This is a genomic window from Methylobacterium adhaesivum (genome assembly GCF_022179065.1).
GTDB classification, from domain to species: domain Bacteria; phylum Pseudomonadota; class Alphaproteobacteria; order Rhizobiales; family Beijerinckiaceae; genus Methylobacterium; species Methylobacterium adhaesivum.
The window spans coordinates 99,090-123,974 of record NZ_BPQD01000003.1; the positions used below are offsets into that span (position 1 = coordinate 99,090).

At 67.9% G+C, this 24,885-nt stretch carries 14 protein-coding genes; 12 read left to right on the forward strand and 2 right to left on the reverse strand.

Annotation, left to right across the window (positions count from 1 at the left end):
• Window positions 1–24 precede the first annotated feature (24 nt).
• Together glmS and MFF01_RS04235 are read right to left on the reverse strand one after the other, a co-directional pair.
• On the reverse strand, window positions 25–1,866 hold the full coding sequence (glmS, locus tag MFF01_RS04230) for a glutamine--fructose-6-phosphate transaminase (isomerizing) (protein ID WP_238222334.1): 1,842 nt from the start codon (window positions 1,864–1,866) through the stop codon (window positions 25–27).
• Between the two features lie 197 nt (window positions 1,867–2,063).
• On the reverse strand, window positions 2,064–7,415 hold the full coding sequence (locus MFF01_RS04235; protein WP_238222336.1) for a cadherin-like domain-containing protein: 5,352 nt from the start codon (window positions 7,413–7,415) through the stop codon (window positions 2,064–2,066).
• 409 nt (window positions 7,416–7,824) lie between these two features.
• Here MFF01_RS04235 and MFF01_RS04240 point away from each other — a divergent pair, with 409 nt between their 5' ends.
• The 12 genes from MFF01_RS04240 to MFF01_RS04295 all read left to right on the forward strand — a co-directional run bounded on the left by MFF01_RS04240 (window position 7,825) and on the right by MFF01_RS04295 (window position 23,905).
• The gene (locus MFF01_RS04240) at window positions 7,825–10,047 is read left to right on the forward strand and encodes a polysaccharide deacetylase family protein (RefSeq protein WP_238222338.1); all 2,223 of its coding nucleotides are present in this window, start codon (window positions 7,825–7,827) and stop codon (window positions 10,045–10,047) included.
• Window positions 10,044–11,420: a hypothetical protein gene (locus MFF01_RS04245; RefSeq protein WP_238222340.1), complete on the forward strand. Its 1,377-nt coding sequence runs from the start codon at window positions 10,044–10,046 to the stop codon at window positions 11,418–11,420. Before MFF01_RS04240 ends, MFF01_RS04245 begins: the two co-directional genes overlap by 4 nt.
• A 53-nt stretch (window positions 11,421–11,473) precedes the next feature.
• Window positions 11,474–12,514, forward strand: coding sequence for a hypothetical protein (locus tag MFF01_RS04250; protein WP_238222342.1), 1,041 nt, complete (start codon window positions 11,474–11,476; stop codon window positions 12,512–12,514).
• The gene (locus MFF01_RS04255; RefSeq protein ID WP_238222344.1) at window positions 12,511–13,527 is read left to right on the forward strand and encodes a hypothetical protein; all 1,017 of its coding nucleotides are present in this window, start codon (window positions 12,511–12,513) and stop codon (window positions 13,525–13,527) included. Before MFF01_RS04250 ends, MFF01_RS04255 begins: the two co-directional genes overlap by 4 nt.
• Complete coding sequence (pelF, locus tag MFF01_RS04260) at window positions 13,508–15,049, forward strand: GT4 family glycosyltransferase PelF (RefSeq protein WP_238222346.1); 1,542 nt, start codon at window positions 13,508–13,510, stop codon at window positions 15,047–15,049. Before MFF01_RS04255 ends, pelF begins: the two co-directional genes overlap by 20 nt.
• A 2-nt stretch (window positions 15,050–15,051) precedes the next feature.
• Window positions 15,052–16,449, forward strand: a complete 1,398-nt coding sequence (gene pelG, locus MFF01_RS04265; protein ID WP_238222347.1) for an exopolysaccharide Pel transporter PelG — start codon at window positions 15,052–15,054, stop codon at window positions 16,447–16,449.
• 28 nt (window positions 16,450–16,477) lie between these two features.
• Window positions 16,478–17,797, forward strand: coding sequence for a polysaccharide biosynthesis/export family protein (locus MFF01_RS04270; RefSeq protein ID WP_238222350.1), 1,320 nt, complete (start codon window positions 16,478–16,480; stop codon window positions 17,795–17,797).
• A gap of 66 nt (window positions 17,798–17,863) precedes the next feature.
• Window positions 17,864–18,799 (forward strand): MJ1477/TM1410 family putative glycoside hydrolase, encoded by a 936-nt coding sequence (locus tag MFF01_RS04275; protein WP_238222352.1) that lies wholly within the window; start codon window positions 17,864–17,866, stop codon window positions 18,797–18,799.
• 100 nt (window positions 18,800–18,899) lie between these two features.
• Window positions 18,900–20,639 carry a type I secretion system permease/ATPase gene (locus MFF01_RS04280; RefSeq protein WP_283207154.1) on the forward strand — a complete coding sequence of 580 codons (1,740 nt, stop codon included), beginning with the start codon at window positions 18,900–18,902 and terminating at the stop codon, window positions 20,637–20,639.
• Window positions 20,639–21,982: an HlyD family type I secretion periplasmic adaptor subunit gene (locus MFF01_RS04285; RefSeq protein WP_238223062.1), complete on the forward strand. Its 1,344-nt coding sequence runs from the start codon at window positions 20,639–20,641 to the stop codon at window positions 21,980–21,982. The genes MFF01_RS04280 and MFF01_RS04285 overlap by 1 nt, the downstream gene beginning before the upstream one ends.
• Window positions 21,983–22,511: 529 nt before the next feature.
• Window positions 22,512–23,339: a response regulator transcription factor gene (locus MFF01_RS04290; protein ID WP_238222354.1), complete on the forward strand. Its 828-nt coding sequence runs from the start codon at window positions 22,512–22,514 to the stop codon at window positions 23,337–23,339.
• A 263-nt stretch (window positions 23,340–23,602) separates the two neighbouring features.
• Window positions 23,603–23,905: a DUF6894 family protein gene (locus MFF01_RS04295; RefSeq protein WP_238222355.1), complete on the forward strand. Its 303-nt coding sequence runs from the start codon at window positions 23,603–23,605 to the stop codon at window positions 23,903–23,905.
• The last annotated feature ends 980 nt before the right edge of the window (window positions 23,906–24,885 follow it).

Genomic DNA, 24,885 nt, shown 5'->3' on the forward strand with positions numbered 1-24,885 from the left:
GACTCGGGTCGCGTTCGGCGTCGATCACTCCACCGTCACGGATTTCGCGAGGTTGCGCGGCTGATCCACGTCTTTCCCCATGAACACCGCCGTGTGGTAGGCGATGAGCTGGATCGGCACGGCGTAGACGATGGGGGCCACCACCGCGTCGCAATCCGGCATGGTCACGGTGGCCAGGGTCTCGAGGCCCGCCGCCGCGGCGCCCTTGGCGTCGCCAATGAGGATGATGCGCCCGCCCCGCGCCGCCACCTCCTGCATGTTCGACACGGTCTTCTCGAAGATCGCGTCATGGGGCGCGATGACGATGACCGGCACGCTCTCGTCGATGAGGGCGATGGGGCCGTGCTTGAGTTCGCCCGCCGCATACCCTTCAGCGTGGATGTAGCTGATTTCCTTGAGCTTCAGGGCACCTTCGAGCGCCATCGGGTAGCTGGTGCCGCGCCCGAGATAGAGCACGTCGCGGGCCTTCGACACCTCGCGGGCGAGGACCTCGATCTCGCCCTCGCGCTTCGTCGCCTCCGCCATGAGGCCCGGCACGGTGATGAGGGCGTCGACCAGTTCCCGTTCGCGCTCCGCGCTGAGCGTCCCGCGCGCCCGGCCGGCCACGATGGCGAGGCACAGGAGCACGGTGAGCTGGCACGAGAACGCCTTCGTGGAGGCCACCCCAATCTCGGGGCCGGCCAGCGTCGGCACGATCGCCGAGGCTTCGCGGGCGATGGTCGAGGTCGGCACGTTGACCACTGCCAGGGTGTGCTGGCCCTGGGCCTTGGCGTAGCGCAGCGAGGCGAGGGTGTCGGCGGTCTCGCCCGACTGCGAGATCACCAGGGTGAGGCCGTCGCGGTCCAGCGGCGGCTCGCGGTAGCGGGCCTCGGAGGCGACATCGATCTCGACGGGCAGGCGCGCCAGGGTCTCGAACCAGTACTTGGCGACGAGCCCGGCGTAGTAGGCCGTGCCGCAGGCCGCGATGGAGAGCCGGCTCAGGCGCGCGAACTCGAACGGCAAGGCGTCAGGCAAGGCAATACGGCTGCGCGCGAGATCGACGTAATGGGCGAGCGTGCGGCCCACGACCTCGGGCTGCTCGTGGATCTCCTTGGCCATGAAGTGGCGGTGATTGCCCTTCTCGACCTGATAGGCCTGGGCGACGATGCGCTGGCGCGGCCGCTCCACGAGTCCGCCGTCAATGTCGTGGATGACCGCGCCGGCCCGCGACAGGACGGCCCAGTCGCCCTCTTCCAGGTAGGTGATCTCCTCGGTGAACGGCGCCAGCGCCAGGGCGTCTGAGCCGAGATAGATCTCGCCGATTCCCGCCTCGACCTCCCCGAACCCGATGGCGAGGGGGGCGCCGTGCCGAGCACCGACGAGAAGATCGTCGTAGCCCGAAAAAATGAATCCAAGGGCGAAGGCGCCGTGCAGGCGCGGCAGGCATGCGGCCACGGCTTCCTCCGGGCCGAGGCCCTGGTCCATCTCCCGGCTGACGAGCTGGGCCACGACCTCCGTGTCGGTCTCGCTCTCGAAGCGGATACCGAAGCCCTGCAGCTCGGCCTTCAGCTCGCGAAAGTTCTCGATGATGCCGTTATGGACCACGGCGAGGCGCGCCGTGGCGTGCGGGTGGGCGTTGGTCTCGTTGGGCCGCCCATGGGTCGCCCAGCGGGTGTGGCCGATGCCGATGGACCCGCCCAGGGGCTCGTCGCGCAGGCTCATCGCCAGGTTGGCGAGCTTGCCCTCCGCCCTGCGCCGCACCAGGCGTCCCCGTTCGAGGGTGGCGATACCGGCCGAATCGTAGCCACGATATTCGAGGCGCCGGAGGGCCTCGATCAGATGGTCCGCCACGAAGGCCCGACCGACGATCCCGACGATGCCGCACATGACAAGACGCCCCGGTTCTGTTGAAGGGCGCCGACGCTCGGTTGGCGATCGTCGGCGGAGATCGTGGTGTTACGGATTCATGGATGGCGCACGCGTCAGGGACGCGGCCCTGCGATGCTCCGGGGGCCTCGGCCCGTGTCCAGGGGCTGCCATCGGACGGGCGGGGACCGGTGACGGCGCCCGCCCGTCCGGGTATCTCACGCGAGGTGACGGCCTTCCGCCATGCCGTACTGCAGGTAGTGCTGCAGGGGATCCATCTGCGCCGCCGCCACGTCGGGGTTGGCGGCGAGATAGGCATTGTTGTCGAACGCCGTCCCGGAGGAGCGTCCCTGGCGCCAGCCGATCTCCTCCTGGTGCAGGAGGGGATTGAGGCCCTGCGCCGCGACGTCCGGATTGGCGGCGAGGTAGCCGTTGGTCGAGAAGAGCGCGTTCGGATCGCGCCCTTCGCGCCAGCCGTAGGTGTTGTAGTGCTCGAAGGCGTAGCCCTCGGCGTCGTGGTTGGCCGGCACGGCGGCCGCCACGTCCGGATTCGCGGCGAGGTAGTAGGTCGCATCGAAATCGCCGTAGATCTCGTGGCCGTTGGCCGCCGTCACGGCACCCGGGAAGGCGAACCGGCCTTCCGCCTTGCCGTACTCCTCGTAGTGCAGCAGCGGATTGAGGCCGGCGGCCGCAACGTCGGGGTTCTTGGCCAGATAGGCTTCGGCCGAGAAGTCCGGCCCGGCGCTGCGCCCCTCCTTCCAGCCATACGTCTCGTAGTGCTGGAGTGGGTTGAGACCGGCAGCGGCAACATCGGGATTGGCCTTGAGGTAGGCGTTCGTCGAGAACTCCGTGTTCGGGTTTCGGCCCTCGCGCCAGCCGTACTGGGCATAGTGCTGATCGGGGTCGAGCCCGGCGCGCCAGACATCGGGGTTCTGAGCGGCGTAATACAGGTCGTCGACGCCGGGCTGGCCGTCCCGCTCCTGCACGGTGCCGTCGGCGAACGTGATGGTGCCGACGCCCGTGAGGTCCGTCACCGTTCCGTCCGGTGCCCGCATCACACTGTGACCGTGGCTGAAGTCGAAGGTCGCCTCCCCTAGCTTGAAGGCGAAGGTCTCGCTTCCGAGGGGAGCCGGCTTGGTGCTGTCGATCCGCAGGGTCGCCTGGGCACTGAGACCCGCCGGATCGGCGACGGTGTAGACGAAGGTGTCGCTGCCGCTCGAGGTGGCGGCGTAGCGGTAGTCGCCGTTGGCCGCGACCACGAGGACGCCGTGCTGGCCCGTCACCTGCACGGAGCCCGAGGTCGGTATGGGGGCGGTGACGCCGTTGTCGAATCGGACAGCGGCCACGTGCAGGGTATCGCCGTTCGGATCGGTGTCGTTGGACAGGACGTTGCCGGTGGCGGGGGTCTTGTAGGCGATGCCGGAGCCCACATCGCCGTTGGCCACGGGCGCACCATTGGCGGGCTGGGACGGCGGGACCGAGGGCGGTACGGTCGGTTCCAAGGGCGGCACGGTCGGAATCGAGGGAATCGTGGGGGGCTCGGCCGGAGCGGGAGGCTCCGCGCCGGGGATCGAGACGACGTCGATTCCCAGGACCGTCAGGGTCTGCGTCTGGCGGACGCTGGCGCCGTGGACGTCAATGACGTCGTAGCTCGCCACGAACACCCGATGGTCGTTCGCCGTGAGAGAATCGAAGACCGCATCGGCCGGATCGACGATGAGCCTGTGGGTAGCGGCGTCGTAGCGCAAGCCCTCCGGAACCGTCTCGGAGGCGGCTCCTCCGTCGATGGAAAAGGCGAGATTCCGGATCGCCAGGGTTTCGGTCTCGCCGGCATCCGGATCGCTGGCGCCCGCGAGGAGATCGAAGCCGGCGACGGGGCCGTCCTCGGTGACCGACGCCACGAGGGCGGCGGTGACCATGGGCGTCTGGTTGCCGGGCTGGGAGGGCGGCTGCGACGGCGGAGCGGGTGGTGTGACCGGCGGAGTCACCGGCGGCGACGCGACGTCGATCCCCTTGACCGTCAGGGTCTGCGTCTGTTGGGCGACGGCGCCGTGGATGTCGACGATGTCGTAGCTCGCCACGAAGGTCCGCTGGGCGCCGGCCGCCAGGGGATCGAAGGTGGCATCGGCCGGATCGACGGTCAGCGTGTGGGTGACGGTGTCGTAGGCCAGGCCCGTCGGGACCCCTGTCGAGGGCGTGCCGTCGACGGTGAAGGTGACGTTCTTGACCGCGAGGGTGGCGGTCTCCCCGGCATCCGGATCGGTCGCGCCGGAGAGCAGGTCGAAGCGCGCGACCGGGCCGTCCTCGGTGACGGAGGCCGTGAGTGGCCCAGCCACCACCGGCGCGTGGTTCGTCGTGACCGGCGGAACGCCGTCGATCCCCTTGACCGTCAGGGTCTGTGTCTGACGGGCAAGGGCACCGTTGACGTCGGCGACGTCGTAGCTTGCCACGAAGGTGCGCTGGGTGCCGGCCGCCAGGGCGGTGAAGGCCGCATTCGTGGGGTCGACGCTCAGCGTGTGGGTGGCGTCGTCGTAGGCGAGGCCCGCCGGGACCGTCGCCGAGGGCGTGCCGTCGATGGTGTAGGTGATGTTCTTGACCGCGAGGGTGGCGGTCTCCCCGGCATCCGGATCGGTCGCGCCGGACAGGAGGTCGAAGTGCGCGACCGGTCCGCCCTCGGTCACGGAAGCCGCGAGCGGCCCAGCGACCATCGGCGCGTCGTTGACGCCCGTCACCGTCAGGGTTTCCGTCTGCGGGATGCTGGCCCCGTGGATATCGACGATGTCGTAGCTCGCCACGAGAACCCGCTTGGAACCCACAGCGAGCGAATCGAAGACGGCATTGGCCGGATCGATGGTCAGCGTGTGGGCAGTGGCGTCGAGGGTCAGGCCCGTCGGGATCGTCGTCGAGGACGCGCCGTCGATGGTGTAGGCGAGGTTCTTGACGGCGAGGGTCGCAGACTCGCCCTGATCCGGATCGCTTGCACCCGCGAGCAGGTCGAAGGTGGCGACGGGGCCGCCTTCGGTCGCGCCGCCGACGAGGGCGCCGGCGATCATCGGAGCATGGTTCGTCGTGGTGGTTGGAGCCAGCTTGATGCTGACATCGTGCCGGCCGAGCCCGGTCAGCAGGATGTCGAGCTTGTCGTCGACGAGACTGCTGACCGTCGCGCCGGCCCCCGTCACGACGACCTGACGTCCGGCGGGCGCCACGAGATCGACCAGGACATGGCCCTCGCCCACCATCGAGAAGTCCAGATTGGTCCCGTCGCCGACGACGCTGATGAGATCCCCGCGATCGGCCACCTTGGTGATGTGCGTGACGTCGTCCGGCGTCGAACCGAGATTGATCTGGAAAGTCCCGCCGTCCTTGTCCACGAACACGCTGTTGGCGTCGTAGGCGTAGTAGCCCGTCACGCTCTTGATCGTTCCGGCATTGCCGAGATCGAGGGAGAATTTGCCCGCGCTCGCCGAGCCCACGACCGCCGTGACGGCATTGGCGGTGGTATCGAACTGGTAGTTGAACGAGGCCGCGTCGAAGGCGCTCATGCGCTCGGCGAGATCGGCCAGGGTGACGAACTCGGAGCCCGCGTCGTAGGCGGTCTTGATGAAGCTCGTGAACATGCCGGTCGAATACTTGGACGTCGTCCCGTCGATCGGCCATTCCGTCACGCCGTAATCGTGCCAGGGCCAGACGATCACCGGCATGTCCGAATGGGTGGTGAGGCTCTTGAACTCGTCCTGCCAGATGGAGGCGGCCGTTGTGGCATCCTTCCCCTGGAAACCGATGAGGGTGAAGTCCGAGGACACGTTGGGGGCGATGTAGACCTTGGAATCCATGGGCGTCAGGTGCCCGATGGCGCCGGGGTAGCCGGCGCCGATGAGCGTCGTCCCGCCGGTGACGTAGGTGTAGTACTGCTCGATGGCCTGCGCCGTCGGTAGCAGTTCCGGCGCGCCCGGAACCGCCGCGCCGGCGACGGTGATGCCGAGCTTGCCCTCGATGGTCGTCTTCGAATCGCGGAATTCCGTCGCGAACTGCGTCGGGTTCGTCGCCAGAAGGGCGTTCGTGTCCTCCGGGTGCGAGATGGTGTGGGACCCGATCTCGTTGCCCATGTCGAGCATCTGCTTGTAGTACGGCGCGGACACATCCCAGTTCGTCGACTGGCCGTCGGTGCCGTTGCCGATATCGATGTAGTATGATCCGACGAAGTTGTAGTCCGTCTTCCATTGCTGAAGGATGGGCATCATCTTGTCGTAGATGCCGCCGCTGACGTCGGCGGTCTCCTGAGCCTGGTCCATGTCGGAGCGGGACGCCACGATGGCGGCGTCGCGGCTGATCTTCAGGCTGAGTTCGGGCCCGGCAGCCGGCTTCTCGACGTAGTCCAGGGCGTGCTGGAGCATGTTGTTGTCGCCGAGCAGGCTCTCGTTGGCGAAGTGCACATTGCGACCGCCGGTCTGCGTGCCGATCACCGCATCGACGGTGGTCGAGTTGACCGTCTGCGTCGCGATGTGGCTCACATCCGTGCCGTCCGCACTGGTGAACCAACTGGTGCTCATCTTCGGGTAGCTCTGGATCAGCTCGTTGGCGGTGTAGCCCTCGAGCATCGGATTCGAGAGATCCTTCGCGTTTACCGTGACGGCGGCGTCGCTCGCTCCGCCGGCGATGGTCAGGTCGAGCAGGGTCTTCATGCGGATATAGGGATCGGCGCCGAGGGTCGCGCCGGTCTCATCGTTAGTCATGAAGTTGCCGGCGGTGATCAGGTTGACGCCGTACTTGTAGACCGCCTGGGTGAGGACATCCTGGATCTGTCCGACATCGGCTGATTTGACATTGCCGAACGAGGGAAACACGAGCGTGTCGTAGCTGGCTATCTTGGTGAGGTCCTTGAGGTCGCTCTCGGACAGAACATCGAACGACAGCCCGGCGGCCACGGCCTGATTCTGGGCCGCCATGAACAACTGCGAATACGCCATGAGCCCGGCGGGTGTACCGCCGAAATACTTGGCCGCCGTGGTCTCGGAATAAACGATGCCGATCTTGTGCGCGTCGGTCGGATGGGGGGGCAGGGTCGCGGGATCGTAGACCGTCAGGGCCGCCGCCGCGAAGAATCCCGGGAGCGCCTGCGCCTGCGGAGATCCCGCAACGCCATGGTTGATATTCACCTTGACGTCGAGGTTCAGGTCCGTGTCGTCCGGTGTGAGCAGATTTTGGGGAACGGAGAACTCGATGGACTTGCCATCGGACGAATAGGCATACTGTAGCAGAACAGCCGGACCTGTCGCGCCCGTCGGAGAGATGCTGTAGAGGTACGGTTTCCCGTCCGAATAGAAATTGACGTAATACTCGGCGCCGGTCCCCGCGCCGTCGAAGGACTGGAATCCCGTCGAACTTTTCCGATCGGTGTTCAGCCACAGCTTCGTGTCGGGCAGGAGCGCATCGGGCGCCTGGAGCGCGAAGACGTAGGCCCCCGCCTCCAATGTCCCGTAGACGGCGAAACCTGTCGCGCCCTCGCCCGGCAAATCAATGCGATCGCTCTTGGTCCACTCGGCGAGATTACCGTCGATCGAATGTGCCATGTCGTCCTCCAGTATACGGTTTCACGAGCTTCAAGCTCGTATCCAAAGCGTATTCATGGCAGCCGGAATCCACATAGCAGAGAACGGGTCCATTCATCGACCAATCAAGAGTCGAGGAAGTCCGGAATATCTGCTGGCACAAGATCCTGTGCTTGGCCGTTGATTGTTGAATTTTTAGAGCACATTAACAATTTGTTAACACATAAAACTTAAGGATGACTGCCCTACCCCTATTGATCCGTGGCAGGTACTCCCGCCGTCTGGATACCTTGGCCGTCGTGGTTCGACGGAGGGCGGCGTGAACAAGGCGGGCGATCAGGTTCGGCTCCCTCCTGCGCATGCCGCCATCGTGAAGGGGGGCCCCTGCCGCAGTCGCGCCCCTGCCTCCTGTTCGCGGCCCGGGCGATCGATGGCCGCCCGAGTGATGCGGCTGGCCGGCGCCGGCCTCGCCGTCGCAGCCGCTGCGGTCACCGTCCCCGCATGCGGCGCCCCGATGGCCCGGGAGATCCTCGCCCTCTACGACGGCGTGCAGGAACCGGCGCCGGACGGGACGCGGATCCATCGGTACGCCGAGTTCGTCCTCAACCACCTCGGCTATTCCGTGGTCTATCGCGACATACGCGGCCCCCTGCCGGAGCCCGGCACGGTGGGGCGCTATGCCGGGGTTCTGACCTGGTTCGCCGCACCCCCGACGTCCGCCAAGCCCTATCTTGCCTGGGCGAAGATGGCGGCGCGCTCGGCCCGGCGCTTCGTTATCCTCGGATCGACGGGTGGTGCGTTCTGGTCCGGCGACCATCCGGCGATCAACGCCGTCCTGGCCGAACTCGGCCTGCGCCACGAGCGGCGGGCCGTCGAACTCACCCTCGGCACCGGACTCGTCCCGGTGTCGAAGCGGCTCACGGCGTTCGAGCGCGGACCCGATCCCGTGCTACCGATCTACGAGGTGGTCACGACGCTGCGCTCCGATGTCGAGCCCTGGTTGCGCCTGGCCATCCCCGAGCGCGAGGGCGGTGGGACGAGCGTCGCCGTCGCCACGGGTCCGCGGGGCGGCTACGCCGCCGCGGGTTATGAGATCGTCGAGGAACCCGGTCTCGGGCGATCGCGCTGGTTGATCGACCCGTTCGCCTTCTTCACCCGCGCCCTCCGGCCCGAGCCCTGGCCGATCCCCGACATCACCACGGTGTCGGGCCGCCGCCTCTACTTTCACCATGTCGAAAGCGACGGGTTGAACGATGTCATCGTCGCCCGAAAGCAGGAGCCGCTGCTCGTCCCGCAGGTGTTCCTGAACGAGATTGTCTCCGCCTATCCCGACCTGCCGGTCACCCTGGCCCTGACCCCCGGCGACCTCGATCCCCTGCTCGGTGGCAACGCGACGCCGACGGACCTCGTGCGGCAAATCTGGTCGAAGCCGAACGTCGAGGCGAGCGTCGCGTCCTACACGCGGCCGCACCGGTGGCAGTTCTTCGCCGAGTCGGACCGCAGGGTGGAGATGGCGCTGATCGCCGCGCACGCGCCCGAAGACCGCTTCGGCCTACGCCGGTTTCTCGGCCTCCTCGGATATGGAGCCGCCATCGACAGCTACGTCGCCGGGGGGCGCGACCTGCCCCGGGAGTACTTCCGCTTGCCCTTCGACCTCCGGACCGAGACCGAGACGGCTCTGGCGACGGCGCGGACCTTGCTACCGCCCGACAAGACGATCCGCCTCTACCAATGGACCGGGGACGCCCGGCCCTTCGAGCGGGCCGTCGCGGCGACGCGCCGCCTCGGGCTCCTCAACATCAACGGCGGCGAGAGCCGCCTCGATCCGGGCTACCCCTCGGTCAGCCACCTCGCGCCCATCGCGCGGCCCGTCGGGGCCGAGCGGCAGATCTACGCCGTCGGCGCGGACGAGCTGTCGCGGTTTAGGGCGTGGCGCCCCATCGTGGCCGCCCTCCAGAGCCAGCGGACCACGGCCCTGAACACCGCCGAGCCACGCCGGCTGAAGGGCGCCAGTCTGCATTATCACCTCTACTCCCTCGCCCAGCAGCCGGCCCTGCGCGAGGTCCAGGCGCATCTGTCAGAGGCACGCACCGCGCCCGTCGTGCCGATCTCGACCGCCGATTACGCCGAACTGGCGCAGGACTTCGCCGCCGTCGCCGTCGATGCCGAGGCGGACGGCACCTGGACCGTCAGCGAGCGCGGCGCGCTCCAGACCGTTCGCTTCGACGCCGCCGCAGCCATCGACATCGATCTGTCCCGCTCCACCGGGGTAATCGGACGGACCCGCCACGGCGACGCCCTCTACGTCACCCTCGACCGCGCGGTGGAGCCCGCCCGCATCGTCCTCTCGACGGATGCCTCGGCCCCGGCGGTGGTGTCCCTTGCCGACGCGCGCTGGCGCCTGTGGCGGATGGAGCGGTCCGGAGCGGACTGGAGCTACGTCACGAGCGGCTTCGGCCCGGGCGACTTCGTGTGGGACGGCGTGCCCGAGGGGACCTACCACGTGATCGCGCGTCGCGACGGGGAGGACCTCTGGAGCGCCGAAATCGCGGCCAGCATGGACGGCCGCCTCCGCTTCAGCATCCCAGTTACGGGGCTCGCGCCCCTCGGCGTCGCGATTCGACGCCTCGCCACGGCGCAGGTGGTGCGATGACCAGTCCGCGCATCCTCATGGCGGTCATCGTGGCGATCTGTCTCGCGGCGGGCTACCTCGCCCGGTCGGGGCCGGAGGAGCGCATCGCGACGCTGGTTCGCGACGGTCGCCGGGCCGAGGCCTCGCGCGAGATCGACGCGGTCCTGGCCGGCGGTCAGGCGAAGGCGCCGATGCTGATGACCCTCGCCCATCTCCAGGATGCCCTCGGCGATCCCAAGCACGCCACCGAGACGATGGAGCTCTATCGCCTCGCCCGTCCCGACGACACGGTCGCGCTGGACTGGCTCATCAACCGTTACGAGGGATCGGAGGACCCCGAGGGGCTGGCCGACGCCCTGGCGGCCCGGCTCCATGCCAAGCCCGAGCGCGAGACCCTGCTCCGCCTCACCGCGCTTCACCGCTATGCCGGACGCTTCGCCGACGAGCGCGCCGTACTGCAAGCCTATGCCCGGCTCCGGCCCCTCGATCCCCCGCAGATCCTGCGCCTCGCCGCGCTCCTCGCCGCCGAGGGACGCGACGCGGAGGCGATCACCGTCCTGCGAGAGGACGACACCGAGGCGGCGGGGGACGCCGAGCGCCGGCGCACCCTGCTGTTCACCCTGCTCATCCAGGCCGGACACCATGCCGAGGCGGCGGAGCGCGCCCAGACTTGGCTCGCCCGCTGGAAGAAGCCCTGGCTCGCGACCCAGTTCACCCTCCGCCTGGCCCGGAATGCGCCCACCGACGTGGCCGCGCGCCTCGCGCGGACCAGCGCGTACCAGTACCCCGAGGGCGGGCTTTACCTCGCCAGAACCCTGGGCGAGCAGGGCAGCCGGGGAGTCGCGGAAGCCGTCCTGGCCGACTGGCCGTGGCCGAACACGCGCCTCACCGTGCGGGAGGTCCAGAGCTTCGTCGAGGTCGCCGCGATCTTCGGTCGGCCGGCTCACCTGTGGGAGGCGTTCGCCAGGGTGCGTGCGCAACCGGCCGAGAGCGCGGCGCAGGCCGCCTTCGCCGAGGCCCTCGCGGGCCAGTACGGCGACGGTGCCGTGCTCGGCCTTCAGCCACCCCTGGCCATCGACCTCCTGCGGGAACGGCCGGTCTTCGGCGCGCGCATCGCCCTGGCGACGGGCCGCCGGCCCCTTGCGCAGCAGCTCCTCGCCGGGGTGGATCCCGGCGCCCTGTCCGTCGCCGAGCGGTCTGGCTGGTCGACCCTGTTGCGGATGGCTTTCGGACCGTTGCGCGCCTTCGAGATCCTCGACGCGCTCCGCCGCCGGGGGGATCTGCCGCCGAGCTTGCAGGCCGCCTACCTCGGACTCGGCGCCGAGGTCGGTCGGATGGGCGCGAGACGCTCGATCCTTGCCGAGGTGAATCAGATCGGACGGGTGCCGCAATGAGATGGACCGTCGATTCGATCGCCCCGTTGCGGGCCGCAGGCCCCGCGACCGCCTTGCGGTTTCTGACGCGCGACGTCGCCGCGCCCCTCTTCTCCGTCCGTGGCCGCTACGAAGCGGGCCTGATCTTCGTCATCCTGCTGATCGTCGAATGGATCATCCCCGGCCCCGCATCCCTCGCCCGCATCGCGCCGCACCCGTTCTGGATCCCGGTGATCCTGATCAGTGTGCAGTATGGAAGCGCCAGCGGTCTCTTCGTGGCGGTCGTCGCCGCCTGCCTGAGCTGGGTGGTCGGATGGCCGGCGCAATCCGGGTCGGAGGATTACTTCACCTATTCCCTGCGCGTCTGGCGTGAGCCGGTCCTCTGGATGATCGGCGCCCTCGTCGTCGGCGGACTCCGCAACCGGGAGATCAAGGACCGCCGCGCGATCCATGAGCGGTTGGTCCTGGCGGAGACGCAGCGCGATACCATCGGCTCCTACGCCCTCGAGCTTCAGGAGGAGCTTACCCGCTGCGAGCGCAAGGTCGCGACCACGGAGGTCTCGTCCGCCGAGGCCGCCGTCGAGGCCCTGAGCGCCTTGCGCGGTGACACGCCCGCCGAGACCCTTCCGGTCCTGCACGCGGCCATCGCGAGCTGGATGGGGAGCGCGCGGTGGACGTTCCATGGGCTCGACGGCGACATCGTGGTCTCGTCCCTCGGCCCGCGCGGCGCCGGGCCGCCCCCGAGTGTGGAGACCGCCTTCAAGATCAGTGTCGTTCACGCCATCGCCCTCCGGCACATGGCCGTCCTCAGCGTGTTCGAGGCCGCGCAGGCTGCGTTGCTCGAGGGCCTCGGCGTCTATGCCTGCTCCATCCCCCGGGGGCGGGGCGGCAGCCATGGCCTCCTCGTCATCGAGACCCTGCCCGCGCACCGCCTCACGGATGCGACGGCCGAAGCGGTCGCGATGATCGCGGGGGCCTTGGGCGAGCGTCTCGATCGCCAGACGCCGCAGGTCGTGGCCGTCAGCCGCGTCCGGGAGGTTCAAGACGGGCCGACGGTCGCCGTGGTGCTGCGGCGCGGGGGTGGTGTCGAAGGCCGGGTGAGGCATGTACCATGAACGTCGTCGAGACCATCCCCGTCATCCCCTATCCGGCACGGCTCACGCCCAGGGCGCGGACGGCGCTCGTCCTCCTCTTCGGGCTGGACACCCTCGTCCTCGCGGGCTTCCTCGTGGGAGATCTGAGCGGAGCGGCGGCCCTCATCGGGCATGGCTTGAACGTTTGCCTCTTCGTCGCGACGGCCCGCCCGGCCTTCGCGGCCGACCTGACGTTCCTCGTCGTCGTGGCGCTCCTCGCCGCCGGCGCGGGCCCGTTCGGCATCCTCGCGAGCGTCGTCCTCTATGCCCTGCTCGCGCGCACCAACGTAGCCGCCGCGGATCTGGAGCGCTGGTATCGGCAGATCTCGGGTGCCCCGGAGCCGAACGCGGCGGCCGCCCTCTACGATCGCATCGTCGACGGCCGTGCCCGGCGTCCCGGCCCCGATGCCGTCGCGCGCTTCCATGCGGTGCTCGAAGGCCCCCTGGCCCAGCAGCAGGCCCTGCTGGGACTGATCGGCCTGTCGTATTTCCCCGAATACCGGCCCCTCCTGCGCAAGGCCCTCTGCAGCGAGGAGCCGAGCATCCGCGTCCACGCGGCCGCCGTTTCGGTCAAGCTACGCACGGCCCTGCGGGCGGAATTCGGCCGGGCCTGCGGTGACGCCGGACACGCGCCCGCCGCCGACCTCGTACGGGCCGAACGCCTCGCCCTCCTCGCCGACAGCGGATTCCTCGATCCGGCGGAGAGTGCCACGGCGCGCGAGGCCGCCCTCACGCTCTGCCGGCCGATCCTGCAGGGACGACCGGAGGACAGGCGTCTGCGCCGGCAGGTCTTCGAGCTCCTCGCCGGCCTCGAACGCTGGGACGAACTGCGCGCGTCCCTCGACGCGACCCGGGCGCGCTCGCCCGAGGACGCCGCCCTCGGCCTCCGTTGCCTCATGGAGCTCGGCCGCACCCGCGACCTGCACCGCGCGGTCGTTCGTCCGGCCTCCGTCCCATCCCGACCGGGAGCGAGCCATGATCCCGTTCTTCGCTAGGCCCCGCCCCGCACCCCCGGAGGCGGATGTCTGCCTCATCGTCGAGGGATGCTATCCCTTCGTCCCCGGCGGGGTCTCGACGTGGATTGACTGGCTCATCAAGGGCCATCCCCACCTCACCTTCGCGGTCGTCGCCGTCGTCGCCGACTCCGCGCCGCGCGAGCGGCGCTACCAGCTGCCCGAGAACGTCGTCGATTTCCGCTGCCTGCCCCTCCACCGCCCCTTCGAGGCGGCTTCCTGCCGGGAGGTACCGCGGCCGGCGGGTGTGGAGGAGGCCCTGGCCGACGCGTTCATCCTCCTCGTGACGGGCGGCGGCCTCGCTGCCTTCCAGACCCTGGTGCGCCTCGTCGCCGATCCCCGCAACGCCCTCACCATCCAGTCCCTGATGGTCTCGCCCCTGTCGTGGCGCCTGACCTGCCGGATGTACGAGCGGCTGATGCCGCACGCCTCGTTCCTGCACTTCTTCTGGGCGTGGCGCGCTCTGTTCGGGGGCCTGTTCGCGGTGCTGGTCTTCGATCTGCCGAAGGCCCGCGTCTACCATACGATCTCCACGGGTTACGCCGGCCTGCTCGCGGCGCGGGCCGTGATCGAGACCGGATCGCCAGCCTTCATCACCGAGCACGGCATCTACACCAACGAGCGCCGCGTCGAGATCCTCATGGCCGAGTGGATCTGCGATACCGTCGACAAGGGCATGGTCCTCGACGACGGGCGGGTCGACCTGCGGGACGTCTGGATGCAGGTCTTCGAGGCGCAGGCCCTGATCTGCTACCAGGCCTGCACGAAGATCGTGACGCTCTACGAGGACAACCAGCGCCTCCAGCGCGCCCTCGGAGCGCCGGCCGAGCGCCTAGCGGTGATCCCCAACGGCATCGACCTCGCGCGCTTCGAGAGCCTGCCGCAGGCCCCCGCCGACGCGCCGCCCACCATCGCCCTCATCGGACGGGTCGTCCCGATCAAGGACGTGAAGTCCTACATCGAGGCGGCGGCGTTCCTGCGCGCCGCCGTGCCCACCCTCCAGGCCCTGGTCCTGGGACCGGTCGACGAGGACCCCGCCTACGTCGCCGAGTGCCGGAGCTGCGTCGCGGAGCACGGCCTCGAGGACACCGTCGTGTTCACCGGCGCCGTCAACATCGCCGCCTACCTCTCCCGCATCCACGTGGTGGTTCTGACGAGCCTGAGCGAGGCGCAGCCCCTCGTCATCCTCGAAGCCGGGGCGGCGGGCATTCCCTGCGTCGCCACGGATGTCGGGTCCTGCCGCGAGATCCTGGAGGGACGCTCCGACGAGGCGCCCCGTCTCGGGCCCGGTGGAGTCGTGACGGCCCTCGTCGATCCCCGCCAGACGGCCGAGGCCGTCGGGCGCCTCCTCGGCGACGCGGAGTTCCGGCATGCCTGCGGCGAGACCCTGCGGACGCGGGTGCGGCGGTACTACGCCTCGCGGGACGCCCTCGACAGCTATCGCCGAACCTACGCGGAGCTCCTCGGGATCCCGGGCGAGCACGCCACCCGGAGGGCATCCTAGCCATGGCCGGCATCGGATTCGAGCTGCGCCGCCTCGGGCGCCGGGACGACCTCCTCGGACCGATGGCGGCCATCGTCCACGCGGCCATCGTGGCGGCCGGCCCCTGGCTCTACACCGTCCTCGTCATCCTGATGATCAGCGAGGTCACCCGGGGCGTGATCGGCGAGGAGGAGCTGGCGACCTTCCGGGTGCTCCTTGTCTACGTCTTCTCCATCTCCCTCGTGGCGACGACGCCGGTGACGATGATCGGCGTGCGGGTCCTCGCCGACGACCTCTTCCTCCGGCGCTACGACGACGTGCGGGCGTTGTTCCTCCTCGCGATGCTGGCGGGCAGCGCGCTCACCCTGGTGCTCGGGGGCCTCGTCCTCTGCGTCGTGATCGAGACGACGGCCGCCGTCGCCGTGGCGGGGATCGCCGGCGCCGAGCTCGTCGCCATGGTCTGGGTCGCCCTCGTCTTCTGCGGGGCCATGCGCGACTACCTCCAGGTGACGATCGGCTTCGTCCTCGGGCTCGCCGTCGGCACCACCCTGGCGGTCTCGGCGGCGTTCGGCGAACTCGGTGCCGTCGCGATGATGCTGGGCTTCGCCCTGGGCTTCCTCGTGGTCTTCGTGTGCCTGACGGCGCGGTTCATGGCGACCTTCACGGCCCCCTGCCACGACCTCCGCCCGGTCGTTTTCCGCGTCGTCCAGCGCGTGCGGATCAGCCCCGCCCTGGCGCTCGGCGCCTTCGCCAGCGGCCTCGGCGTCTGGATCGACAAGTGGGCCATGTGGTTCAGCGGCTACGGCGAGCGCCTTGATGTCGGCCTCATCCACGCGCCCCTCTACGACGCGCCGATGTTCATCGCGAGCCTCACCGTCGTTCCGGCGCTGGCCCTGTTCGTCACCAGCGTCGAGACGACGTTCTTCGAGAACTACCGCACCTACTTCCGCGCCATCGACCAGCACGCGACCCTGAAGACCATCCTCGAGCGGGAATCGATCCTCCGGCACGAGACCGTCAAGACGCTGACCGGGATCGTCACGATCCAGACCGCGCTCTGTACCATCGTCCTCCTGACGGCGCCCGCGATCATCGAGGCGTTCGGGCTCGAGTTCCAGCAGCTCAACGTCTTCCGCATGGGGGCGACGGGCGCCCTGTTCCAGTTCCTGTTCATGACCTGCTCGGCGATCCTCATCTACTTCGACGCCACGCGCCTCTACGCCGCCCTGCAGGTGGCGTTCGTCGTCTGCCTCGGCGGCCTGACGGTGGTGTTCTCGCGCTTCGATCTCGGGCTCGCCGCCGCCGGCTACATGATCGCCTGCATCGCACTGGGCTTCTGCGCCCTCGGCGCGCTTCTCACCGTCCTGCGCAGCATCAACCACCGCACCTTCGTCGGAAGCGCGACACGATCCGCAGGCTGACCCAACGGCACCATCACGGGAGGGCATCATGAGCTATTCTTGGAGACGCCTCGTTCCACGCGCTCCCCGCCCGGGGGCCTGGATCCTCGCGGCCTGCCTCGGCGCCGGCCCGGCCCTGGCCGACGGGGCTCCCAGGAACCTGCTCCACGTCGGCGACCGCCTGAAGATCACCCTGTTCGAGACCATCGAGGTCTCCGATGCGGCGACCGGCTCGGCCGCCAAGGAAAGCGGGTCGCCGCCCATGGTCCAGACCGCCTATCCGCGCCTCGACCTCTCCGGCGAGTACGGCGTCGAGCCGAGCGGGGCCGTGACCCTGCCCCTGTTCGGCCCGATTGCGGCCGCCGGACGCTCGACGGAAGACTTCCGCACGGCCCTCGGGGAGGCGTTCACCCGCACCTACCAGCGCACGGCCAGCATCACGATCTCGTTCATGCAGCGTTCGCCGGTCTACGTTGTCGGAGCCGTCCGTTCGCCGGGCGCCTATCCGATCTCCCCCGGCATGATCGTCGTCCAGGCCGTGGCCCTCGCCGGCGGCGATCTCGCCACCTCGGCGTCGAACCCGGCCATCGAGACCATCCGCGAACTCGATCGCCGTGACGCCGCGCGGGAACGGGTCAAGACGTCCCTCGTGCGCATGGCGGCGCTCACGGCCGAGCGCGACGGCACGCCCCTGGCGAAGTCGGTGGATTCCTTGCGCCACCTCACCGGCATCGACGGCCTCGTCGCGACCGAGCAGCGAATGGCGGCCCTGCGGGCCCAGAACGCCGGCAGCGCCCGGGCCGCGCGCGACGCGACGATCGCCGCCATCACGGACGAGATCGAACTGATCAAGCAGCGCAGGACCGGATACGACGCCCAGATCAAGGTTCGCGGCGAACGCCTGAAGATGATGGAGGCGCTGTTCGCGCGCCAAGTCGTGGAGAACGAGCGCGTCGCGGATGTGCGGCGGGACTTCGTCGACATGGAGGGCCGCCGCCGGGACATCGAGATCAGCCTGCTGCAGGCCGAGCAGCGCCTCGAAGCCGCCCGCAAGGCCGCGCTCCAAGCCGATCTCGACCGCCGCCTCGCCCTGGAACGCGACCTCGCGAGCGCGGCCGCCGAGGCGCGGGAGGCCGAGCGGGCGGCGGCGGTGCTCGCCACGACGGCGGCCATGCAGGAACTCGCCAGCCCCCCCGGCCGGGACAGCGAGGCCGTGGGCGTGGTGTTCGAGATCCTGCGCGCGACGAGCGACGGCTTCGAGACCCTGAGCGCCCGGGAAACCGACCTGCTCGAACCGGGCGACGTCCTTCGGATCTGCACGGGCAAGTGCCGGACGGGTCCGGCGACCGAGAAGTTCGTCGCCAAATGAGTGTCCGCGCGCGGGGCCCGATGCACGCTCCGCCGGCCGCGAAAGCCACTTCAGGGGAATTCGGCCATGACGTTGACGTTTCACTTCCATCGCCGTGCCCTGTTGATGAGTGTAGGCCTCGGCACGGCCGCCCTCTTCGGCGCCACGGGCTCCGGCATGGGCGCGGCTCTCGGCCTGCGAGCGCCGGCGCGCCTCGGTGGCATCGACGTCGAACGCTGGGGCTGCCAGTACCAGAACATCGACCTGGCGGAGGTGGCGCGCTCGCCCCTGGATCTCATCGTCCTCGATCCGGTCGTCCAGGGCATACCCCTGACGGCAGCGCAGACGGCCCTCCTGCGTCGCAAGCCGGATGGCGGACGCCGCCTCGTCCTGGCCTATGTCAGCATCGGCGAGGCGGAGAGCTACCGGGATTACTGGCGGGCGGATTGGCGCGAGCATCCACCGCCCTGGCTCGGCCCCGAGAACCCGAACTGGCCCGGCAGCTTCGCCGTGCGCTTCTGGCATCCGGCCTGGTACGACAGGTTGCTCGGCCCCGGGGAGACCCTCGACCGCGTCCTCGAAGCCGGGTTCGACGGCGTCTTCCTCGACAGGGTCGACGCCTATGGTGACTGGCCCGATCAAGGGATCCGGGCACAGGAGGCCATGATCGCCCTGGTCAAGGCCGTGTCGGATCGCGGGCGCCAGCGCCATCCCGGTTTTCTCGTCGTCGGGCAGAACGCCGAGCCCCTGCTCCTCAGCCGGATCTACCTCGATGCCATCGACGCCGTCAGCAAGGAGAGCCTGCTCTACAACCTGCGCGGTCCGGGCGAGGCGAACACCGAGGCGGATGTGCAGTGGAGCCTCAAATACCTCCGCAAGGCGCAGGCGCACGGACTTCCCATCCTGGCCATCGAGTATGCCGACACGTACTTCCTCAAAATGAAGTGCCGTTTCCAACTTCGAAAACTCGGCATGACGCCGTTCATTGGTCGAAAAATGCTGGATACTCTGCCGATTTATTGACATAGGCGAATTTTAATAAATAATTGATCTTAAAATCTAGCGAACACTTGTCCATCGGAAGGCCGTGCCGAGTCTGGTTTCGTTCAGAAGGAGACGGGGTGTGACAAAGGATCGGAACGCGGCCGAGCTCGCCTCGGCATTGGCACGGTGCCGCATGGCCTTCATCGGGGTCGGCGTGATGAGCGGCCTCGTGAACGTGCTCTATCTCACGGGCTCGTTCTTCATGCTGGAGGTCTACGACCGGGTGATCCCGAGCCGGAGCGTGCCGACCCTCGTCGGTCTCGCGGTCCTCGCCCTCGTGCTTTACGCGTTCCAGGGCGCCCTCGAGACCCTGCGCGCGCGCATTCTGACCCGCGTCGGGGCCGCCCTCGACGAAGCCCTGAGCGGACGCGTGTTCGACATCGTGGTGCGCGGCCCCCTCAAGGGCACCACCCAGGGGGACGGTCTCCTGCCCCTGCGGGACCTCGACCAGCTGCGCGGGTTCCTCGGTGGCACCGGCCCGTCCGCCTTCTTCGACCTGCCCTGGATGCCGATCTATCTCGTGATCTGCTTCCTGTTCCATCCCCTCATCGGGGTGGCCGCCCTGGTGGGAGCGATCGCTCTGGCCATCCTCGGCCTCCTCACGGATGGCGCCACCCGCCGGCCCGCGCAGACGGCCACGGGGCACGGAATGCGCCGCAACGGCCTCGCCGAGGCCGGTCGCCGCAACGCCGAGGTCCTGGCCGCCATGGGCATGCAGGCGCACTTCGCCACCCGCTGGGGACAGGCCAACCGCGACTACATGATGGCCCAGCAGCGGACCTCCGACATCGTCGGCGGTTTCGGGGCGGTGTCGAAGGTGTTCCGCATGGCCCTGCAATCGGGCGTGCTGGCGCTCGGGGCCTGGCTCGTCATCAACGGCCAGGCGTCGGCCGGCATCATCATCGCGAGCTCGATCCTGGTGGCCCGCGCCCTCGCTCCGGCCGAGCTCGCCATCGTCAACTGGAAAGGCTTCGTGCAGGCCCGCCAGTCCTGGGCCCGCCTGTCGGACCTCTTCGCCGCGATGCCGCCCAGCGCCCGGCCCCATGCCCTGCCCGCTCCATCCCGCAGCCTGCGGATCGAGAGCATCAGCGTCGCCCCTCCCGGGACCTTTGTCCCCGTGGTGCGGGACGTCAGCTTCGCCCTCCGGGCGGGACAGGGATTGGGCATCATCGGCCCGAGCGCCTCGGGCAAGTCGAGCCTCGTGCGCGCCATCGTCGGCGTCTGGCCGACGGCGCGCGGCAAGGTCCGCCTCGACGGAGCCGCCCTCGACCAATGGGCGTCCGGCGACCTCGGCCCCCATCTCGGCTTCCTGCCCCAGGAGGTGGAGCTGTTCGCCGGCACCATCGCGGAGAACATCGCCCGGTTCGACCCGCAAGCCCCGGCCGGGGCGGTGATCGCCGCCGCCCGGGCGGCGGGCGTGCACGACCTCATCCTGCGCCTGCCGAAGGGTTACGACACCCGCATCGGCGAGGGCGGGGCCGGGATCTCGGCCGGCCAGCGCCAGCGCGTCGGCCTTGCCCGTGCCCTCTATGGCGATCCCTTCCTCGTCATCCTCGATGAACCGAACGCCAACCTCGATAGCGAGGGCGAGAACGCCCTGACGCAGGCGATCCTCGGGGTACGCGAGCGCGGCGGCATCTGCGTCGTCGTCGCCCATCGCCCCTCGGCCCTGGCCGCCGTGGACCTCATCCTGATGATGGCCGACGGGTGCGTCCAGGCCTTCGGTCCGAAGGAGGAGGTGCTCAAGAGCGTGCTGAGGCCGGCCTCCGTTCCATTCGATGCCCGGCCCACCGTCGGCGTGCTTCGGGAGAGTGCATGATGGCCCACGCGTTCAGTCTCCCCGCCGCCGCAGGAGCTTTCGGACGCTCCACGGCGCACCGGTCGATCCACGGCCACCTCGCCCTCGGCCTCGGCCTCGCCGCCGCCCTCGTGGTCGGCGTCGGCGGCTGGGCGACCGTCACCCAGATCTCGGGCGCGGTGATCGCGCCCGGCCAGCTCGTGGTCGAATCCGACGTCAAGAAGGTTCAGCATCCCACCGGCGGCGTGGTCGGCGAGCTGCGGGTCCGGGAGGGGGCACGCGTCAAGGCGGGCGACGTGCTCATCCGGCTCGACGCGACGCAGACGAAGGCCAATCTCGACATCGTCCTCAAGGCCCTGGACGAACTCAGCGCCCGGCGCGCCCGCGACGAGGCCGAGCGCGACGGCCTTTCGGAGATCCGGTTCCCAGCCGAGCTCCTCGCGCGCCGCGCCACTGACCCCGCCGTCGCCCACCTCGTCGAGGGCGAGACCCGCCTGTTCGCCGCCCGGGTAGCGGGCCGGGCGGGCCAGAAGGCGCAGCTGCGCGAGCGCATCCTTCAGCTGCGCGAGGAGATCAAGGGCCTCACCGAGCAGGCCGGGGCCAAGCGGCACGAGATCAGTCTCATCACCGACGAGCTGAAGGGCGTGCGCGAACTCTACGGCAAGAACCTCGTCTCCCTGGCGCGCGTCAACGCCCTCGAGCGGGACGCGGCCCGCCTCGACGGCGAACGCGGCCAGCTCGTTGCCTCGACCGCCGCCGCGCGCGGCAAGATCACCGAGACCGAACTCCAGATCCTGCAGATCGACGGCGACATGCGCTCCGAAGTGGGCAAGGAACTCGCCGACATCCGCGGCCGCTGGTCGGAGGCCGTGGAAAAGCGCGTGGCGGCCGAAGACCAGCTCAAGCGTGTCGACATGCGTTCACCCCAGGACGGGATCGTGCATCAGATGAGCGTGCACACCATCGGCGGTCTCGTGACACCGGCCGAGCCCGCCATGCTCATCGTGCCGGAGGCCGATCAACTGGCCGTCGAGGTGAAGATCCAGCCCCAGGACATCGACAATGTCCGCCTCGACCAATCGGCCAACCTGCGCTTTGCGGCGTTCAACCAGCGCACGACGCCGGAGATCGATGGTGTCGTCGCGCGGGTTTCGGCGGACGTGACCCTCGATGCCAAGACGGGCGGCAGCTACTACACCGCCCGCATCCACCTGCCGCCGGATCAGCTCGCGCGCCTGGGATCCCTGCGCCTCGTCCCCGGCATGCCGGTCGAGGCCTATCTGCAGCTCGGCGATCGCTCGGTCCTGAGCTACCTCACGAAGCCCCTCACCGACCAGGTCGCCAAGGCTTGGCGGGAACGCTGAGACGAGCTTCGCCCGCCTGTCGAACGACCCGCCCGGCGGCGCGCGACGCGGCGAGGGCGCGCCATGGCCTCGTCGTCGGCGGACCCGCTTCGAGCCGTCCCGTCGCGCGACCTCGCCTGCGGGCGGAGGATCAGGTCGGCGGCAGAAGACGACGGCGCCACTGAACCCTGCGTGGGGCGGTCGAGAAGCGCCATCGCGCGCCGCGCGCTCCCGACACGGGCGACCGACCTGCTTCCTGAACATGCCTCTCGGCCATCGCCTGCACGGGATCGCCGATGGGCCGGATCACGATCCCTGGACCAAGGCTTGCGCGAGAGATTTTGGGCCGTCGCGGGCATTGCCCTGGTCTTCGTTCCTTCGCGCCCTTCGTCATCGCGCTTTTCACGCATACCACCGGCCGATCAAAACAGATTTCATGATTGCGGAATCGAGTAAGATTTCTATCGTCAGGAAAAACAGAATTTACTTTCTCAGGACCTGTGGCAAGTTGTTGTCTGAGTGATCAGTTCAGCGGAGTCTAAATTGCAAAATGTATCCCGAGAACATACTCGAAAGGCTGTCGATCACGGCGGGCGTGCAATCCGAAGCAAGCCCCCTTAGGGCGCCTCCCGACAGAACCGAGATCGGTTTGTCGTGGGGACGCGGGATCAAGCAGGACACTGGAGGCGGATCGAAGGTCCCTACGGAGGTCATCGATCCCAACATGAGCACAGGACACCCGCAGATAGGACATTCGCAGGGAAGAGTTGTCCTCATCAACAGTCATACGATCATTCGAGAGTGTTTGGCCCAAGCTATGCGGTCGTGGACCTATGAGGTCGAGACGCTGCCCTCCGTCGAGGGATGCGTCGATCTGATCTCGAGGCATACGTGCGACCTCATTATCCTCTGGGGAGGCAGCCACCTCGATCTTGCCGCGGACCTGGATTTCCTCCGCGGCGCGTGCCGATCCTGCCCGATCCTGGTCATCTGCGACACGGTCGGCGCCGAGACCGTGATCAAGGTCTTGGAGAGCGGGGCGCGGGGTATTCTCCCGACAAGCTCCAAACTCGACATTCTCAACGGCGTCATGAGCCTGATCCGCTCCGGTGGGGCTTATGTGCCCCCTGACAGTATGATCGAAGCCTATAGAGCCGAGCCGACTGTGTCGGTTCAGCCCAGCATCGACCTGCCGTTCACGCCCCGGCAATCGGCGATCATCGCGGCGATCCGCAAAGGGAGCCCCAACAAGATCATCGCCTACGATCTTGGCATGTGCGAGAGCACGGTCAAGGTTCATATTCGAAGCATCATGAAGAAGCTCAAGGTCCGAAATAGGACGGAATTGGCCCTGAAAGCCATGGATCTGCGAATCTGATTCGAGCGAGCGTCTGTTCGATACGCTCGTTCGCGGCGTCAGGGAACGTTTCTCATTTGACCGGCCTGTGAAATCTGCATGCAAAGCCTTTCAAATGACTGTTTGACGGGTTATTTGACATGGTTGAGAACGACGTTCGACTTATAAAAGACTGGTCCTGGATGTGTGGTTCTATATTGAAATCATAATATTAAGTGCGTATGATTGTCGTGATATTTTTATATTTCAGTGAGAGGGTTATTTTACGCGAAGATAAAGCCACGATGGTGCGCGTGGTGTGTTTCGTCGTCGATTGGGCGTCATTTTCAAGGTGTTTCCATGTCTCGAAGGTAGCGATTGAAGTCCCTCCCATGACGCAACGCTATTACTTTCATCTCGTCGCTTCCGTCGATGAGATCGTCGATACGGTCGGTGTCGAGATCGAGACCGAAGAGCAGGCTCGGCGGGATGCCCTGGCCGTCATCCTGGAAATGCAAGATGCGGGCGACCTTCCGCAGGATCATGCCGACTGGCGGCTCGAGATCCGCACCTGGAACGATCAGCTCATTCTGGTGATTTCACTCTGATCGAGGGGCGCATGAGAGGATGTTGCCCTCAACTGCGTGGACCACATCGGCCGCCATGACTTGAGTTAGCATTGTAGGGTCGTGGGCTGTCCGGTGACGGATCGAGCCGGAACCGTTTCAGGGTGTTTCGGCCATGCCTTTCCGATCTGTGCCTGGGATGCAAGGCCCCGCAAGGATCTGAGCCGGTGGTCATGAAAGCCGTCCGCATCGAGGAATTTCGTCGGCTCGTAGGCATGTCCGGGTCCCGGTCTGCCCGTAGGCTCACGTGAACGGGGTGGGCGACGAGAGAGACCTGATCGGTCGTGGGTCAAGCCGATAGGCGGCTGTCATGAAGGCCGTCGATTTGATTCACCGGCGTGCGGGCGTCCCGGCCGATCCGGCGCAAGCTCCATCTTCGAACGGGGGCCTGTCGGCGCAGCGGCTCGTCATATCAAAACCCCATCGCGAAGGGATCAACCGGATTTAGTATGGCCATTCTGAAATAATCGTTGTGGTTGTAAGATATTCGCAGTCCCGGCGGCAAATAGACGCGTCTGTAATGTTCGGTTTTTTGGTGGTGCGATAATTGACAATCAGACTACGAATACGCTTCCTCCGCCGGAGGTTTTCATGTCGAGGCGATGAACAATAATCTGATGGCAATTGTACTCTTGCGCTCAGAATGGTTCTTCTGCGCGTCGATCCCATGAATAGGCGCCTTGCCTGGTGCGCGAGACGAGCGTTCCATGCGGCTGGTGACGATTCCTGGCGCGGGAAGCGCCCTCGAACGGAGAGCGTAGATGTCGAGGTGTCGGCTGCGATGTCCGGCTCTGCTTCATCGCTGCGATATCACGCGTTGCGGGACGGCAGGGTTGAGGAAGGTGTTCTGCGATCCCGCCGGATCGGGCGCACCGCTCAGGTCGCGTCCGACGATGCGGCGACCGGTCCATCGAAGGCAGTGTGGTCGAACACGGGGCGGATCCGCCTCTCGTCTCGCTCGC